The organism is Paraburkholderia fungorum (assembly GCF_902833645.1).
Lineage (GTDB): Bacteria > Pseudomonadota > Gammaproteobacteria > Burkholderiales > Burkholderiaceae > Paraburkholderia > Paraburkholderia fungorum.
The window spans coordinates 20272-37022 of record NZ_CADFGE010000011.1 but is presented as its reverse complement, the minus strand read 5'-3'; the positions used below and the strand labels follow the sequence as shown (position 1 = coordinate 37022).

15 protein-coding genes are annotated in these 16751 nt (G+C 62.6%); 7 read left to right on the top strand and 8 right to left on the bottom strand.

The window, feature by feature from the left end:
• Positions 1-98: 98 nt before the first annotated feature.
• From HWX91_RS28630 to HWX91_RS28620, 3 genes are read left to right on the top strand one after another with little or no spacing between them, the layout of a single operon-like run.
• On the top strand, positions 99-449 hold the full coding sequence (locus HWX91_RS28630; RefSeq protein ID WP_028196527.1) for an RHS repeat domain-containing protein: 351 nt from the start codon (positions 99-101) through the stop codon (positions 447-449).
• Positions 450-486: 37 nt separating this feature from the next.
• Entirely contained in the window at positions 487-3930 is a 3444-nt protein-coding gene (locus HWX91_RS28625) for an RHS repeat-associated core domain-containing protein (RefSeq protein WP_081833055.1), read from the top strand.
• Between the two features lie 16 nt (positions 3931-3946).
• Positions 3947-4183 carry a hypothetical protein gene (locus tag HWX91_RS28620; RefSeq protein ID WP_028196526.1) on the top strand — a complete coding sequence of 79 codons (237 nt, stop codon included), beginning with the start codon at positions 3947-3949 and terminating at the stop codon, positions 4181-4183.
• Between the two features lie 64 nt (positions 4184-4247).
• Here HWX91_RS28620 and HWX91_RS28615 read toward each other — a convergent pair whose 3' ends face one another.
• Together HWX91_RS28615 and HWX91_RS28610 are read right to left on the bottom strand one after the other, a co-directional pair.
• The gene (locus tag HWX91_RS28615; RefSeq protein ID WP_167346790.1) at positions 4248-4349 is read right to left on the bottom strand and encodes a SymE family type I addiction module toxin; all 102 of its coding nucleotides are present in this window, start codon (positions 4347-4349) and stop codon (positions 4248-4250) included.
• A gap of 253 nt (positions 4350-4602) precedes the next feature.
• On the bottom strand, positions 4603-5796 hold the full coding sequence (locus HWX91_RS28610; RefSeq protein ID WP_028196525.1) for an acyltransferase family protein: 1194 nt from the start codon (positions 5794-5796) through the stop codon (positions 4603-4605).
• A gap of 253 nt (positions 5797-6049) precedes the next feature.
• On the opposite strand from HWX91_RS28610, the gene HWX91_RS28605 reads away from it, so the two are divergent.
• On the top strand, positions 6050-6193 hold the full coding sequence (locus HWX91_RS28605) for a hypothetical protein (RefSeq protein WP_167346791.1): 144 nt from the start codon (positions 6050-6052) through the stop codon (positions 6191-6193).
• 306 nt (positions 6194-6499) lie between these two features.
• Complete coding sequence (gene galU, locus HWX91_RS28600; RefSeq protein ID WP_042274935.1) at positions 6500-7417, top strand: UTP--glucose-1-phosphate uridylyltransferase GalU; 918 nt, start codon at positions 6500-6502, stop codon at positions 7415-7417.
• 200 nt (positions 7418-7617) lie between these two features.
• On the opposite strand, the gene HWX91_RS28595 is transcribed toward galU, so the two are convergent.
• The 5 genes from HWX91_RS28595 to glcD all read right to left on the bottom strand — a co-directional run bounded on the left by HWX91_RS28595 (position 7618) and on the right by glcD (position 14220).
• A complete protein-coding gene (locus tag HWX91_RS28595) occupies positions 7618-9792 on the bottom strand; it encodes a malate synthase G (RefSeq protein ID WP_028196524.1) in 2175 nt (724 codons plus the stop codon).
• A 104-nt stretch (positions 9793-9896) separates the two neighbouring features.
• Positions 9897-10301 (bottom strand): heme-binding protein, encoded by a 405-nt coding sequence (locus HWX91_RS28590; protein ID WP_028196523.1) that lies wholly within the window; start codon positions 10299-10301, stop codon positions 9897-9899.
• Between the two features lie 19 nt (positions 10302-10320).
• The gene (gene glcF / locus HWX91_RS28585) at positions 10321-11589 is read right to left on the bottom strand and encodes a glycolate oxidase subunit GlcF (protein ID WP_028196522.1); all 1269 of its coding nucleotides are present in this window, start codon (positions 11587-11589) and stop codon (positions 10321-10323) included.
• 64 nt (positions 11590-11653) lie between these two features.
• Positions 11654-12721, bottom strand: coding sequence for a glycolate oxidase subunit GlcE (gene glcE, locus HWX91_RS28580; protein WP_028196521.1), 1068 nt, complete (start codon positions 12719-12721; stop codon positions 11654-11656).
• Entirely contained in the window at positions 12721-14220 is a 1500-nt protein-coding gene (gene glcD / locus HWX91_RS28575) for a glycolate oxidase subunit GlcD (RefSeq protein ID WP_028196520.1), read from the bottom strand. Before glcD ends, glcE begins: the two co-directional genes overlap by 1 nt.
• A gap of 249 nt (positions 14221-14469) precedes the next feature.
• Here glcD and glcC point away from each other — a divergent pair, with 249 nt between their 5' ends.
• Both glcC and HWX91_RS28565 read left to right on the top strand, forming a co-directional pair.
• A complete protein-coding gene (gene glcC, locus HWX91_RS28570) occupies positions 14470-15237 on the top strand; it encodes a transcriptional regulator GlcC (protein ID WP_028196519.1) in 768 nt (255 codons plus the stop codon).
• 88 nt (positions 15238-15325) lie between these two features.
• Entirely contained in the window at positions 15326-16201 is an 876-nt protein-coding gene (locus HWX91_RS28565) for an MOSC domain-containing protein (protein ID WP_028196518.1), read from the top strand.
• 67 nt (positions 16202-16268) lie between these two features.
• Here HWX91_RS28565 and HWX91_RS28560 read toward each other — a convergent pair whose 3' ends face one another.
• Positions 16269-16649: a response regulator gene (locus HWX91_RS28560; protein WP_028196517.1), complete on the bottom strand. Its 381-nt coding sequence runs from the start codon at positions 16647-16649 to the stop codon at positions 16269-16271.
• Positions 16650-16751: the final 102 nt, after the last annotated feature.

Sequence of the window (16751 nt, the reverse complement as noted above, 5' to 3'; positions counted from 1 at the left end):
CCTACAAATCAAACTGAACTGGCTGATTCTTTAATAGGGGTCGGTGCCGTACTGTTTTGCGATCAGTTTCCAGAACGTAACGATCGCGAGGAGATGCGGTGAGTATTCCTATTGAGTGTCATCCCAAGACGTCCGTGGCAACCGTCCGAGGCGTGGTTGCCACGGCACTGGTTGCTGGCACGGCGCTATTGCCTTTTCTCTGTCATGCCGACGACATCACCTACGGCTACGACGCCTTGGGCCGGTTGACGTCGGTCACCGTGTCTGGCGCCACCGCGTACTATGACTACGACGCTGCGGGCAACATCACGGCAATCCGGTGGCAGGGCGGGGTGGCTTCTGCAGTGCCGGTGAGCGGCGCGGGTTCTCCGCCAACTGCGGAGGCCGGTAATCCGGCATTGTCGTCAATCCCGACCCAGCTCAGCGCGCGCCAGGTTCGCGGCGCCTGATTCCTTCGGGTTCCTTCCCCGCCTCTCCCAGATCCTTATGCACACTATCGAGGCCCTCACGGCGCGTCGGGTCCTCCTGCGCCCGTTGATGCTGTTCTTCTTCGTGCTGCTGTCGTGGTTTGTCACGCCGCACGCGCATGCGGTCGAGTGTCCCAGCCGCTACGCCGCTTCCGGCGCGTACCCCGCCGATCCGATGTGCCCGCTCAAGGCCGCGGCGGCTGACTTCGGCGGCATGGGCGGCTACGTCTGTGGCGATCCGTCGGTGATCGCGAGCTACTGCAGCGGTCCGTCGGCCACCGACACGACCGAACCGGTTTCGCCCGAGGGCAGCATGCCGGACGACCCGGACAACTGCGCGGCCGACGCCACTGCCGGGTGCGGCAGCAGCACGTCGGGCGGTGAACCGGTCAACCTGTACACCGGCCAGTTCTACTTCTTTCGCCACGATCTGGCGGTGGCCGACACGCTGCCGCTGGATCTTGCCCGCACCTACCGCAGCGGCGCTTACGACAGCAGCGGCCGGCCGCTGGTGGGCGCGTTCGGCGTCGGCGGCGGCCTGAACTTCGACACGATCCTGGCGATGAGCACGGACCGCCAGCGCCTCGAACTGCGCCAGGCCTCCGGCATCCGCGTGCCGTTCACGCCGCGCGCGGGCAGCGGCGGCAAGGGCTGGGACGATCTGACCAGTCCCGGCGAGTACTACCGCGCCCGCATCGATGCGGCCGGCACGACCGGCCTGACGCTGACGCTGCGCGATGGCCGCATCCAGCGCTTTACGTCGATCGGCGGCGTGTACCGCCTGAGCCGTCTCGAGGACCGCAACGGGAATGCGGTCGTGATTGCCCGTGACAGCAGTACGGGTGCGATCACCAGCGTGAGTGGCCCCAATGGCCGCACGCTGACGTTCACGTCGATCGTGGGGGCGCGCGGCACGCCGCTCATTTCCCGTGTGACCGACCCGCTGGGCCGCCAGGTGAGCTACACGTACGACAGCGCGGACCGTCTGGTTCAGGTGAGCGACGCAGCCGGCGGCATCTGGAAATACGGCTGGGACAGCAACTCACGCCTTGCAGTCATCACCGACCCCGAGGGCAACCTCCAGGTCGCCAGCACCTATGACGGCAACGATCGGGTCATTGCCCAGAAACTCGCGGATGGCAGTACCTTTGCGTTCGCCTACACGCTGGGCGGCGGCAAGGCCACGCAGACCGACGTGACCGACCGGCGCGGCAGCATCCGCCGCGTGGAGTTTGACGCAAACGGACGGGTGGCGCGCAACACGTATCCGCTGGGTGACACCGCGCAGCAGGTGCAGACCTTCACGTACGACGCGACGGGCCGGGTGACGAACCTGACGGCAGGCGATCGCCAGTACACCTATGGCTACGACACGAACGGCAATCGCATCAGTGAGGCCGATCAGTACGGCACGCTGCACACGCGCACCCATGACAGCTACAGCCAGGTCCTGACGGACGCGGAGGCGGGCGATCCGCAGCGGGGCGTCGCTACCGTCTACATGTACGACGCGAAGGGCAACCTGCTGACGGTCACCGACCGCGTGGGCAACCGCACGAGTTTCGCGGTCGACGCGCAGGGTCGCGTCCTGACGGTGACCGATGCCTTGAAAGGCGTCACACGTTACACCTATACCGGCGGCGACCTGACGGCTGTCACCGACCCGCTGAACCGCACCACGCAGTACACGACGGATGCGGCAGGCCGTGTGACGGCGGTGCAGGACCCACTGGGCAACAGAACGAAGCGCACCCTCGACGCGCTGGACCGCACGACCGATATCACCGATGCACTGAACGGCGTGACCCGCTTCACGTGGGACCGTAACGGGCACCTGCTCAGCCAGAGCGACCCGAAGGGCGTGACCACGCGCTACACCTATAACGCCATCGGCCGTCCGGTGAGTAAAACCGATCCGCTGGGCCGCAGTGAGACGTACACGTGGACCAGTGCGGGGCAACTGGCCAGCGTGACCGACCGCAAGGGGCAACTCAGCAGATACACGTATGACGCGGCGGGCCGCCTCGCGCGCAGGGCGTTGACGCCACCAGCCGGGGATCGGCCGATGCGCACCCAGAGCTACGGCTGGGACACGGTGACCGGGAAATTCCAGATCACGTCGCAGAGTGCCTGGAAAGATCCGTACTTCACGGACAACGCTGCGGTGCTGATGGTTAAACGCGATCCGGTCAGTGGCAAGGTGGCGGGCGTGTCCGTGTTCCCCAATCTGCCGGGGCACCAGACACAGCAGTTTGGATATGCCCCGGACAGCCGCGACCTGACGCGTGTGGTGCTGAACGACGCGACAGTGGACTACATGCGCGACGCGGAACACCGGATCACGCAGGCACAGTACACCCTGAACGATGAAGCGCCGAAGACCTTTACCTTTGTCTACGACGCGCTGGGCCGCCGGTCGAAGGCGACGCTGGGCAATGGCATTGCGATTGGCTACACGTGGGACGCCGCCAGCCAGCTGACCGGGATCACATACGGCAGGAGCGACGGCACAACGATTGGCACACTGACGTACACCTATGATGCGGCCGGCCGCCGGACCGGCATGGGCGGCTCGCTCGCGAAGACAGCACTGCCGCAACCGGTCGCTGACGCGCAGTACAACGGCGCGAACCAACTCACGCGCTGGGCGGGAAAGACGTTCACCTATGACGCGAACGGCAGCCTCACCGGCGACGGTGTGAATCGCTACGGCTGGGGCGTGACTGGCGAGTTCAGTCAGATCGACAGCGCGGACGGCAGCAGCATCCAGTACCAGTACGACGTGCTGGGGCGCCGCAAGCGGACGATCGCGAACGGCAGCAGGACGACGGACTACCTGAACGTGGGCGACGATCTGGCGCTTGCGAACACGGACGACGACTGGTCGCACCGGCTGCAGCAGTTCCCGCTGTTCGTCGGGGGTGCGCCGGACGAATTGCTGATGCGGCGCATTGGTGATGATCCGGCAACCGACCGCTACGTGCTGCGCGACGCGAACAACAACGTGATCGCGCTGACCAATGCGGGGCAGAACATCGTCACGCAGTACCGCTATGAGCCTTACGGACAGACGACGCTGAGTGGCGCAGCGGATGCGAACCCGCAGCAGTACACCGGGCGGGAGAATGACGGGACGGGGTTGTATTTCTATCGGAACCGGTACTACCACCCCGCAACGGGCAGGTTCATCAGTGAGGACCCGATCGGCTACGCGAGTGGGCAGACGAACGCGTATGCTTATGTGGGCGGCAATCCGGTTCAAAACGTCGATCCGTTTGGTCTGGCTACGACACCGACTGCTGATGAGATTATTTCTAGCCAGTGCCAAGCGAGTGTGCGGCGCGTTTTCCCAGGGCAGTATCTGGGCATGACCTTGGACGAGATAAAAGCGTTGTCGCGCAACGGAGATCGTGATGCCAAGACAGCTTGGAAGCTCTTGAACGATAGCCGGTTCAGAAAGTGAACTTGATGGAGGCGCTATGACCCACGCGCTGTACGACTTATTGGAAGAGCTCGATAGTCGGCGGCTGTACTACAGCTTAAGTAGGCACCGCATAGACTCGGTGTTGGTTTCTTTGACGTTGCCCGGCAAGCGGATAGAGATTGATGTATTTAACGACGGAAGACTGGAGATGTCTCAGTTCTCGGGCGATGAAAGCGTCATAGACGACAGGGATGAGATATTCCGGATCGTCAACGATGCGTCGAGCGGCTAGGGTTCTGGCCATTGCCAAGCATCCGTGACGTGGCAGAAGGGCCGCGCGAGCGGCCCTTCTGCATTTAAAGCGGTGTAGTGATGAGTTTCTGGTGTTCGACGGTGATACGCACGTGCTGTTCAGGCTCAAAGCCGGCCGTTTCGATCCACCGTCCGGAGAGCTTCATCCACGGAAAAGGTGGCCGGCTCCTTGCGCATATGGAAGGGCAGGCGTGCCGGTTTCTGTTAGCGCCAGGATTCCTGGATGGTGATAGACCGTTCGATGACGGGCGGGAATCCGGTTCAGTCCAGAGATCCGTTCGGCCTCGCAAAAGCGACGCCGGGAGGACTTCTCGATGACGGTGCATCTTGCAAGCCGCTGATCTCCCCGCTAAACATCGACGATCACCCTCGCGTAAAAAAGCCTGCAACACATCCTTCTCATCGCGGCTTGAAGCTTGCCGACCACTTCATCGCCGGCAATTCAACCAGCCGGTAGAACACGTAAGCCACCGGCACAGCGACCAGCATGTATCCGAACGACGGCCAGATCGACATTTGCAGCGACGAGCGGAACAGGATCGACGACAGCAGCACGAAGATCGGCAGATGGATCAGATACAGCGAGAAGCTGAAATCGCCAAAGCGCGACAGGAGACGCATGCCTGCTGAATCGGCCGCGGCGCTCTGTGGGCGTTCCAGCGCCTTATACAGATAGAACGCGAAGCCGAGCGCCCAGAACTGGAACGCGCCGTATTGGCCGAAGTGAAACGCCACACAGCCAAGCGCAATGAACGCAACAGCCAGCACATAAAGCCACGCAGACGAACGTACCTCGGGCGCCGTGCGGACCTTCACATCGGCAATCCACGCGCCAAGCATCCAGGAGAACCAGTACGACGTGAAGAACTGGATATCGTGACGCTCGAGCACATAAGCGGACACCCCGTTAATCACCGCGACAATCGCCAGCACCGAGGTCATGCCCAAACGCCGGCGCAGCGCGAATAGCAACGGGTAGATCGCATAGAACTGCACTTCGAGCGACAACGTCCAGAGTGCGCCGTTCGACCCATAGGTCTTGCCGGCCACGCCCTGCAGCGAAAACAGGTTGACCAGAAACGCCTGCAGACCGATCTCGCGAATCTTGTGACTGACCGGCGGCAACTGCAAGCTGACCCAGTCGAGTGCGAGCGTCAGTACCAAGGCAGCAAGCAGCACCGGATAAATCCGCGCGAAACGGCGCACCCAGAAATTGGCCGCGTCGAGCCGGTAGTCGGGATTTTTTGCGAGGCGCAATGCGCCGCCGCGATGAATGCAGTAACCGCTGATCACGAAGAAAATCGGCACACCGGCCGAGCCCCACGCAATCGGAAACGTCAGATAAGCTGTAATCGTACTCAGATTGAATGAATGGCCGACGCTCTGGTGAAACGCCTGCATACCGACCCATTCGACCTGGCGGCAATGGAAATACGCGACCAGAAGCGCGGCAAAGCCCCGCATTGCGTCGATCACATGTTCCTTGCCGGCGCTGTCGGCGCGCGCGTCGCTGCGGGCGCGCAGCGTGGCGGCCGGCTGTGATGGGGAGAGGGGCAGGGATGAGCCGGCGGCATCCAGTGCAGGGTCGCTCATACGCGGTCCTTATTCTGAAGAAGGAAAAAGCTTATTCCCGGACGCACCGTACGCGCCCGCGATGCATCACATGCTAGTGCACCGCGGAGGCAAAAAATCGATAAAAAATTGCGTATCAAATGACATCAGATGGAAATCAAATGGCGATTTTGTGACGAATTGTAATTGCCCATAAGCATTTGCTACGGCGAATTATTTGCCGATTTTTTCGTGCTAATTTAAATGACGGATTCTCTGACCTGGGGGTGAAGTCATGAACCTGCATTTACTCGCCGGCATTGCCGTGCTGCTGATCCTCGTCGCCGCCTCCGCGTACCGGGAGGCGCTGCGCAACGAACCGATTCGCCGCTTTCGCATCAATCCGGGCAAGCTGCCACAACTCGACGAGAATGAGTGAGTAGAACCTGAACGGTCAACGCCGTTCACCGCGCCCGGCGCCGTTCCGGGGCCGGATCGCCCGGCACGCCGGAGCGCGGAAAAGTAAATTTTTCGGAGTTTTCGAAAAATAATCCGTTTTGAATACGTAAATTTTTCTGAATCGCCCGGCGATCCGCAATTTCGAAAAATAAATCGATTTATTTAGGCGAAGCGGAAAAAATAGCAAATGAAATGGATTGATTTTTTTGTTAGCCATTTCAGCGACATCGAGTGGCCGCCAGGCCCGCGAGCACACTAATTTCTAACCGATGTGGGAATACCTACCATGCTGAAAGTGACCAAAGCCGTGTTTCCCGTAGCGGGCCTCGGGACACGATTCCTGCCGGCAACCAAAGCAAGCCCGAAGGAAATGCTGCCGATCGTCGACAAGCCGCTGATCCAGTACGCGGTTGAAGAGGCGATTGCCGCCGGCATCACCGAAATGATCTTCGTGACGGGCCGCAGCAAACGCGCCATCGAAGACCACTTCGATAAATCCTACGAGATCGAAGCGGAACTTGAAGCGCGCAACAAACAGAAGCTGCTCGACCTCGTGCGCAGCATCAAGCCGGCTAATGTGGACTGCTTTTATGTGCGTCAGGCCGAGGCGCTCGGTTTGGGGCACGCGGTGCTGTGCGCCGAAAAACTGGTGGGCGAGAGCCCGTTCGCTGTGATTCTGGCGGATGACCTGCTGCACAGCACGAAGCCGGTCATGAGCCAGCTCGTCGACACATTCAATCACTATCACAGCTCGGTGATCGGTGTCGAAACCATCGCGCGCGAAGACAGCCGCTCGTACGGTGTCGTGGATGGCAAGGAATGGGAAGACAACGTGATCAAGCTGTCGGGCATCGTCGAAAAACCAGCGCCGGACAAGGCACCCTCGAATCTCGGCGTGGTGGGCCGCTACGTGCTGATGCCGACCATCTTCAAGCATATCCGTGCGCTCAAGCCGGGTGCCGGCGGCGAGCTGCAATTGACCGACGCGGTGCAATCGTTGCTGACCGAAGAACAGGTGCTCGCCTATCGCTACTTCGGCACGCGCTTCGATTGCGGCAGCAAGCTCGGCTATCTGAAGGCGACCGTGGAATTCGCGCTGCGTCATCCGGAAGTGAAGGCGGATTTCGAAGCGTATCTGCAAACTTACATGCAGGCGAATATGCAGACCAGCGTGCCTGCACAGTACACGGCTGAAGCGGCTTAAGATGCAAAAGGCCTAAGGTGTAAGAGGCCTGGCTCAAGCGCCGCAACTGTTTCACGCAGCAGCACCGCGCAGCATGATCGCGCAAATTAAAACGGGCGCCGCATCACGCGGCGCCCGTCTTTCTTTCCGGCTTGTTTCGCGCCCGGGATCCGTCAGGTGCAAAAATCGAACTGCGGATCCAGACCACGCCCAAAAACGCTTTACTGCGCCTTCTTCACTTCCAGGCGGAACTTATGCAGCAACGGTTCCGTATAGCCGCTCGGCTGTTGACGTCCTTCGAACACCAGCGCCTGCGCGGCCTTGAACGCCAGCGTGTCGAAGCCGGGCGCCATCGGTTTGTACTGCGGATCGCCCGCGTTCTGCTCGTCGACTACCTTCGCCATGCGTCTGAAAGTTTCTTCGACCAGTTCACGCGTCACCACGCCGTGATACAACCAGTTCGCGATGTGCTGGCTGGAGATGCGCAACGTGGCACGGTCTTCCATCAAACCGACGTTGTGAATATCCGGCACCTTCGAGCAGCCCACGCCCTGATCGATCCAGCGCACCACGTAGCCGAGAATGCCCTGCACGTTGTTATCGAGTTCGCTGCGGATCTCGTCGGCGTTCCACTTTGCCTCGGCGACGACCGGAATCGTCAGCAGGCCGTCGAGCAGTTCGTCGCGCACGCTCGCGTAGTCCGTGCGTTCGAGTTCCTGCTGAACCGCTTGCACGTCGACTTGATGGTAATGCAGCGCGTGCAGCGTCGCGGCGGTCGGCGAGGGCACCCATGCGGTGTTCGCGCCGGCCTTCGGATGCGCGATCTTCTGTTCGAGCATCGCGTGCATCAGGTCGGGCATTGCCCACATGCCCTTGCCGATCTGCGAGCGGCCGCGCAGGCCCGCGCTCAAACCGACCAGCACGTTGCTGCGCTCGTACGCGGCAATCCATGCGCTCGATTTCATGTCGCCCTTGCGCATCATCGGGCCGGCTTCCATCGCCGTGTGCATTTCATCGCCTGTGCGGTCGAGGAAACCCGTATTGATGAACGCGACACGCTCGGACGCTTCGCCGATACAGGCGAGCAGGTTGACGCTGGTGCGGCGCTCCTCGTCCATGATGCCCATCTTGATCGTGTTGCGCGGCAGCTTCAGCAGGTCTTCGACGCGCGCGAACAGTTCGCTCGCGAAGGCGACTTCGGCCGGGCCGTGCATTTTCGGCTTCACGATATAGATCGAGCCGGTGCGCGAATTCAACTGGTGCTTGCGGTCGTGCAACGCGCACAGCGTGGTGATGACGGCGTCGAGAATGCCTTCCGGAATCTCCTGGCCGTCTTTGGTCAGCACGGCCGGATTCGTCATCAAATGACCGACGTTGCGGATAAACAGCAGCGAGCGGCCGTGCAGCACGACCGGCGCTGTGCCGTTCGCGGCGGTGTACACCCGATCGGCGTTCAGACGGCGCGTGAAGGTCTTGCCGCCCTTCGTGACTTCTTCCGTCAGATCGCCGGTCATCAGGCCGAGCCAGTTACGATAGAGCTGGACCTTGTCGTCCGCATCCACGGCTGCAACCGAGTCTTCGCAGTCGATGATGGTGCTCACCGCGGCTTCGACCAGCACGTCTTTCACGTGCGCCGAATCGGTCTTGCCGATCGAATCGTTCGCGTCGATCTGGATTTCGAAGTGCAGGCCGTTATGCTTCAGCAACACGGCGGACGGCGCGCTTGCATCGCCTTGATAGCCGATGAATTGCGCGGGCGTTTTCAATTCGGTCTTGCCGCTCTTCAGCGTGACGACCAGCTTGCCGTCTTCGACGCTATACGACGTGGCGTCGGCGTGCGAGCCGTTCGCGAGCGGGGCGGCCTGATCGAGAAACTTGCGCGCATAAGCGATCACCGCGGCGCCGCGCACCGGATTGAAAGCCTTCTGCTTTTCCGCGCCATTGCTCTCGGGGATCGCATCGGTGCCGTACAGCGCGTCGTACAGGCTGCCCCAGCGTGCGTTGGCGGCGTTGAGCGCATAGCGCTGGTTCGACAGCGGCACCACGAGTTGGGGGCCGGCCTGTTCGGCGATTTCGGTGTCCACGTGGTCGGTCGTGGCTTTGACGCTCGCCGGCGACGGCACGATGTAGCCAATGCCTTCGAGGAAGGCGCGGTACGCGCGCAGATCGCGTACCGGACCCGGATTGGCACGGTGCCAGGTGTCGAGTTCGGTTTGCAGGCGGTCGCGCTCGGCGAGCAGCGCACGGTTCCTGGGCGCCAGCTCGTGCACGAGGGCGTCGAAACCTGACCAGAATGCGGCGCTGTCGAGTCCGGTGCCGGGCAGGGCTTCGGTTTCGACGAACTGGTCGAGGTTGGCGGCGACTTGCAGTCCACCGCGCGGGTTCATCTGAGTCATCGACTGCTCCATCCTTGAATGGGACCGATGTGGGGGCACCGGTCCGTGTTGTGCTTCCTGCTTTTATTGATGCCGCTTTGAACGAATCCGAACGGATCTCGAACTTAAGCGGCGATCGCTTGAATACCCGCCTTGGCGATTTGCGCGTCCTGATCCGACTTGACGCCCGATACGCCGACCGCGCCGACCACCTGGCCGTCGACGATCACTGGCACGCCGCCTTCCAGCGTACCTTGCAACGGCGCACTCAGGAATGCCGTGCGGCCATTGTTGATCATGTCTTCATACACCTTGGTTTCACGGCGGCCGATCGCCGACGTGCGAGCCTTTTCCGTCGCGATGTACGAGCTGGCCGGCGCGCTGCCGTCCAGACGCAGCATGCCGAGTTGATGGCCGCCATCGTCCACCACCACGATAGCGACGGCCCACTGGTTCTTCTCGGCCTCCGCGCGGGCGGCTTCGAGGATTCGGGTCGTTTCGGCAACAGTCAACACGGGTTTGCTCAGCATAATGAATTTCCTGTTTCGTTTATGGTAGGGATGCTTCTACAAGTTCTATCCAGTGACGCACCGGAGTGCGCCCGGCGCCGTTCAGATGGGTCTGGCAACCGATGTTGGCCGTGACGATCATCTCCGGTTTGCCGCTTTCCAGTGCATCGAGCTTGTTGTTGCGTAACCGTTCTGCAAGCTCTGGCTGGGTGATGGAATACGTGCCCGCCGATCCGCAGCACAGATGGGCATCGGGCACGGCGGCGAGATCGAAACCGAGCCGTTGCAGGACCGACTCGACCGCGCCGCCCAGCTTCTGCGCATGCTGCAGCGTACAGGGGCAGTGAAACGCGATTTTCTGCCGCGCCTGATCTGACAACCCGGTTGCCGACCCGGCCGGCAATTGATTCGCCTGTAGCTGATCGAGCGGCTCGTTAGCCAATACCTCCACGAGGTCTCGCGTCAGCTCGCTGACCCGCTGCGCTTTTGACGCATAGCGAGGGTCGTGGCGCAGCAGATGCCCATACTCCTTGACGAACGCGCCGCAGCCGCTCGCGGTTTGCACGATCGCTTCGGCGCCGGCCTCGATAGCGGGCCACCACGCGTCGATATTGCGCCGTGCCCGCGCAAGGCCGGCTTCCTGCGCGTTCAGATGATAATCGGTCGCCCCGCAACAGCCAGCCCGGCGGGCATTCACGATACTGATGCCCAGCCGGTCCAGCACGCGCGCGGCGGCCGCGTTGGTGTTCGGTGACAGCGCGGGTTGCACGCAGCCTTCCAGCATCAGCATTTTGCGCGGATGCCGCGACGCCGGCCTCGGTTCCGTCCCAGCATCTGGCCGAGCGCCTCGCTTGGGGATTTTACGTCCAAGCGCGGCCGGAAGAAACGGCCGCATGGCCTGGCCGGTCTTAAGCAGCGCGCCGAACACCGCCGGATGCGGGATTATCCGGCGCAAACCCTCGCGCAGCAGGCGTTCCGAGGCGGGCCGAACAATTCGCCGCTCCAGTTCGGCGCGGCCGATGTCCAGTAGCGCATGGTAGGTCACACCCGATGGGCAGGTGGTTTCGCAGTTGCGGCACGTCAGGCAGCGGTCCAGGTGCAACTGGGTTTTCTGCGTGACCGGCTCGCCTTCCAGCATCTGTTTGATCAGATAGATACGGCCGCGCGGGCCATCGAGCTCATTGCCGAGCAACTGATAGGTGGGGCAGGTCGCGTTGCAGAAGCCGCAATGCACGCACGAGCGCAGAATCTGTTCGGCTTCGTCGGCGCGAGACAGGGTTTTGGCGGCTTCGCTGAGATTGGTTTGCATGGTGTCGTTCGCTTTCAGGGCTTCACTGGTCGAGGCTCACGAGCCGAGGCTCATGGGCCGGGCCTCACAGCCCGGCATACAGACGGCCGGGGTTGAAGAGGCCGCGCGGGTCGAGTTGCTGCTTCAACTGCTGATGAAAGCGCAGTAGCGCTTGCGGCAGCGGCGTAAACGGCTCCGCGTCCACGCGCGGCGTGAAGCAGGTCGCGTGACCGCCTGCGGCATGTGCGATCTGGCGGATCGTGACGGCCGGCGCATCGCTTTTGAGCCAGCGTTGCGCGCCGGCCCAGTCGAGCAGCGTGTCGCCGGGCAAGCGGACGAGGGGCGCCGCATTCGGCAGTGAGAGGCGCCACAACGGGCGCGGGTCGTCGAAAAACGCCAGACGATGCTCGCGCAAGTCGTCCCAGAAGCGTGAATCGAGTTCGCGGCCGCCAATGCGGTCCAGCGCCGAGGCCACCGATCCCGCGCCGCCTTCGAGCCGCACATGCAGGCGCCCGTCGACGTGAGCGGCGCCGCTGATCGGCAACGCGGCGCGGCGCCACGCCGACAATTCACGCAACGCTTCGTCCGCGGAGAGATCGAGCGCGAGACTGCCGAGCGCGCGTGGTTTGGGCAGTACCTTGAGCGACACCTCGGTGATCAGACCGAGGCATCCGAAACTGCCGGCCAGCAGACGTGAAACATCGTAACCCGCGACGTTTTTCATCACCTCGCCGCCGAAGCGCAGATGCTTTGCTTCGCCGGTGATGACCCGGCAACCCAGCACGAAGTCGCGCACCGAACCGGACCACGGGCGGCGTGGACCGGCGAGGCCGGCCGCAACCATCCCGCCGACCGTAGCCGTGCCGTCGAAAGCCGGCGGCTCGCAGGGCAGCATCTGACCGGCCGCGTCGAGCACCGCGTTCAGTTCGGCGACCGGCGTGCCCGCGCGCGCGGTGATGACGAGCTCAGTCGGATCGTAGCTGAGCACGCCGCGATGCGAGCGCGTGTCGATCGGCGTGCCGTGCACCGGGCGGCCGAGAAAGGCCTTGCTGTTGCCGCCGCGAATCTTCAGCGGTGTACCGTCTGCTCGTGCTTGCGAGATTTCGGCGACGAGCCGTTCGCTATCGTCCATCGATACCGGTTCGATCAGCATCAGAAACGCTCCAGTTCAGGAAAGGGCAGTGCGCCGTGGTGGACGTGCATCGAGCCGAACTCGGCGCAGCGATGTAAGGTCGGCACGTTCTTGCCGGGGTTCAGGAGGCCGTCCGGATCGAAAGCGGCTTTCAGCGCATGGAAAAAACTCAGTTCGTCACTATTGAACTGCGCGCACATCTGATTGATCTTTTCGCGGCCCACGCCGTGTTCGCCGGTGATGCTGCCGCCCACCGCCACGCACAGTTCGAGGATCTTCGCGCCGAGGGCTTCGGCGCGTTCGGTCTCGCCGGGCGCGTTCGCATCGAACAGGATCAGCGGGTGCATGTTGCCGTCGCCGGCATGGAAGACGTTGGCCACACGCAAGCCATATTCGTTCGACAGCTCCTCGATGCTTTTGAGCACGCGCGGCAATTCGCGGCGCGGAATCGTGCCGTCCATGCAGTAGTAGTCCGGCGAGATGCGGCCCACGGCCGGGAACGCATTCTTGCGGCCGGCCCAGAAACGCTGGCGTTCGGCTTCGTCTCTGGCAAGCCGGATATCGGTGGCGCCCGCCGCGCGCAGCAGCGCTTCGACCCGTTCCACGTCTTCCTGCACGTCGCTTTCCACGCCGTCGACTTCGCACAGCAGGATCGCTTCGGCATCGACCGGGTAGCCGGCGTGGATGAAGTCTTCCGCGGCCCGGATCGCGAGGTTGTCCATCATTTCGAGGCCGCCGGGGATCACGCCCGCGCCGATGATCTGTGCGACCGCGGCGCCCGCTTTCTCGACGTCGTCGAAACTGGCGAGCAGCACCTTCGCGCTTTGCGGTTTGGTGAGCAGCTTCACGGTGACTTCGGTGACGATGCCGAGCATGCCCTCCGAACCCGTGAAAAGCGCGAGGAAATCGAAACCGGGTGCGTCCAGCGCCTCCGAGCCGAGTGTGATGCGCTCGCCGTCGATCGTGAGAATCTCGAGCTTCAGGATGTTATTGACGGTCAACCCGTACTTCAGGCAATGCACGCCGCCGGCGTTTTCCGCGACGTTGCCGCCGATCGAGCAGGCGATCTGCGACGACGGGTCCGGTGCGTAATACAGGCCATAGGGCGCGGCCGCTTGCGAGACCGCGAGGTTGCGCACGCCGGGTTGCACACGGGCGATGCCGGCCTCGGGGTCGACTTCGAGAATCCGGTTAAAGCGCGCCATCACCAGCAAAATGCCTTTGTCCAACGGCAACGCGCCGCCCGACAAACCGGTCCCGGCGCCGCGCGCAACCACGGGAATCTTCTGCGCGCTGGCGAATTTCAGCAGCGCCGCGACCTGTTCGACCTTGTCGGGCAGCGCGACCAGCATGGGCGTCGCGCGATAGGCGGCGAGGCCGTCGCATTCGAACGGACGCAAATCTTCCTGCTCGTAGAGAATCTGCAAGTCGGGGATCCGCGCCTGCAACTGCGCGACAACCGCGGATTTGTCGTGCGTCGCGAGCGCGCCGTCGATGCGCTCGTCGTAGTGGTAGCTCATGTGGGGGTCTCCTGGTGCCGCGCCAACCTGGCGGTCATGCCCGTGGACACGGTGCGCGAACATGTTTCAGGCTGAATTGTTGCGGCTGCGGGACTGGCTGTCGACGGTCTGGACAGGTGGTCGTACCAGTTTTTGAATGGGAAGTTTCATGGCAGGCGCGGCAAATCGGTTTATGAGTGGCTGATAGAGCGAACAGGCAAGATTTCCGCGTGTTAGCATTTCAGGATGGTCATACCAGTTGGAATTGAAATGCAGACAGCGGATCAGGATAGCTCGCGGCAAGTCGCGGACGTGGTGGCCGAGCGGATCGAACGATTGATCGTCGACGGCGTGCTGAAAACAGGGCAGGCGCTACCCTCCGAGCGGCGTCTGACGGACAAGCTCGGCGTGTCGCGCACCGCGTTGCGCGAAGGGCTGAAGCTTTTGCGGGCACGCGGCATCATCGAGACTTCGCACGGCAAAGGTTCATTCGTCGCCAGCCTCACCGCGCAACCCGCGCTCACGCCGCTGATGCATCTGCTCGGTTCGCAGCCGCGCACCTTGTACGATCTGTTCGAGGTACGTGCGTTGCTCGAGGCGGAATCCGCGCGCCTCGCGGCATTGCGCGGCACGCCCGCGGACTTCGTGCTGATCACGCGCCGCTATGAGGAGATGCTCGCGGCGCATGGCAAGGAGACCAGCGCGTCCACCCACGCGCGGCTCGATCATGCGTTTCACCTCGCGATTTGCGAGGCCTCGCACAACCCGGTGCTGGTGCATACCTTGAGTTCGCTGACCGACCTGTTATTGAGTTCGGTGTTTGCGTCGGTGAACAATCTCTATCACCGCGAGGCGCAAAAGCGCGTGATCGATCGTCAGCATGCGCGGCTCTACAACGCCGTGACCGGCAAGCTGCCCGAACAGGCGCGCAAGGCGGCGGCCGATCATATCGCCAGCGTCTGCGCGAACCTACGGGAAATCGAACAGGAAGAGCAGCGGCTCGTGCGTGCAACATTGCGGCTGGAGGGCTGGGAGTGATCCGCGCTGTGGCGTGTGCCGACGCTTTACAAGCTCTACAATCGCGCATCAACACAAAAAAACGCGTGTCGCCCCACGCCTGAACAGCATGCCTACTATCAGCGAGCTTTTCGTCTACCCAATCAAATCCTGCGCCGGCATTGCGCTCAATGAAGCGCGTCTGCTCGCCACGGGCCTCGAATACGATCGGTACTGGATGGTCACCGACCCTGACGGCACGATGCTCACGCAGCGCGCGTATCCGCGCCTCGCGCTGATCACGGTCGAGATCGGCCAGCACGAACTCCTGATCCGCGCGCCGGGCATGAGCGTGTTGCGCACGCCGCTCGACGCCGCCGCGCTCGGCGCCGCGCCAAAAGTGCAAACCGTGGTCTGGCGCGACGCGGTCTACGGACTCGACACCGGCGAAGCAAGCGCTGCATGGTTTTCAGCGTTCCTCGGCGTGCCGGCGCGGCTTCTGCGCTTCAATCCCGAGCGCGAACGGATTGTCGATCCGGAGTACACGAGCAGCGTTGGCGGCGCCACCACGTATTTTGCCGACGGCTTTCCGCTGCTGGTCATCGGTCAGGCCTCGCTCGACGATCTGAATGTGCGCCTGAACAGCAAGGGCGCTCCGTCGATTCCGATTGACCGGTTTCGCCCCAACGTCGTCCTGACGGGGCTCGAGGCGTACGAGGAAGACTATATCGAGAGTCTGAATGTCGACGGCACGCAGGGGCAGGACGTGCAGTTGCAACTGGTCAAGCTGTGCTCACGCTGTCCGATGCCGACTGTCGATCAGGCCAAGGGCGCGCCCGACCCGGACTGGCCGAACGAACCCACCGACACGCTGAGCACCTATCGGGTGAATCCGCAGCGAAACGGTGCACTGACGTTCGGCAACAATGCCGTCGTCGCGCGGGGAGCCGGGGCGTGGCTGCGGGTCGGCCAGGAAGTGGAAGCTGAATTGGCCTTTGGCGATTAAACGGAGTTCAACCGGGGCACGCAATTTCTGCGCTTGCCCGCAATTCCCACTCATGCCGCTCAAGCCTCTAATGACGGCCACGCCCGGTCAGCGCCGCGAGGATTACCGGCATTGGCACGGGCTTGACGAAATGATGGTTGAAGCCGGAACGCAACGACTCGGTCCGGTCCTCGGCGCGCGCGAGCCCCGTTACGGCGACCAGCATGGGCGGCGGCGTGTCGGCCACGCGCCGGATGCGCCGCGCGACCGCACGTCCGTCGAGACGCGGCATTTCGACGTCGAGCAGTGCGGCCCCGGGGTGCCACTCACAATAGTGCGCGAGTGCGTCGAGGCCGTTGCGCGCGGTTCGAATGTCGAATCCATGCGCGCTGAAAAAGAGTACGTAGGCGGCCAGCAGGTTCGGATCGTCGTCGGCGATCAGCAGGCGTGCGGCATCGTCAGTAGACATCCGGTTTCTCCAGGTTGCGTACCTGGTATTGAGCAATTTGAAGTCCCGCTAGAATCGGGGCTTGAAGAATCTGTTGATTCCGGTCATTTCAGCACGCTATCC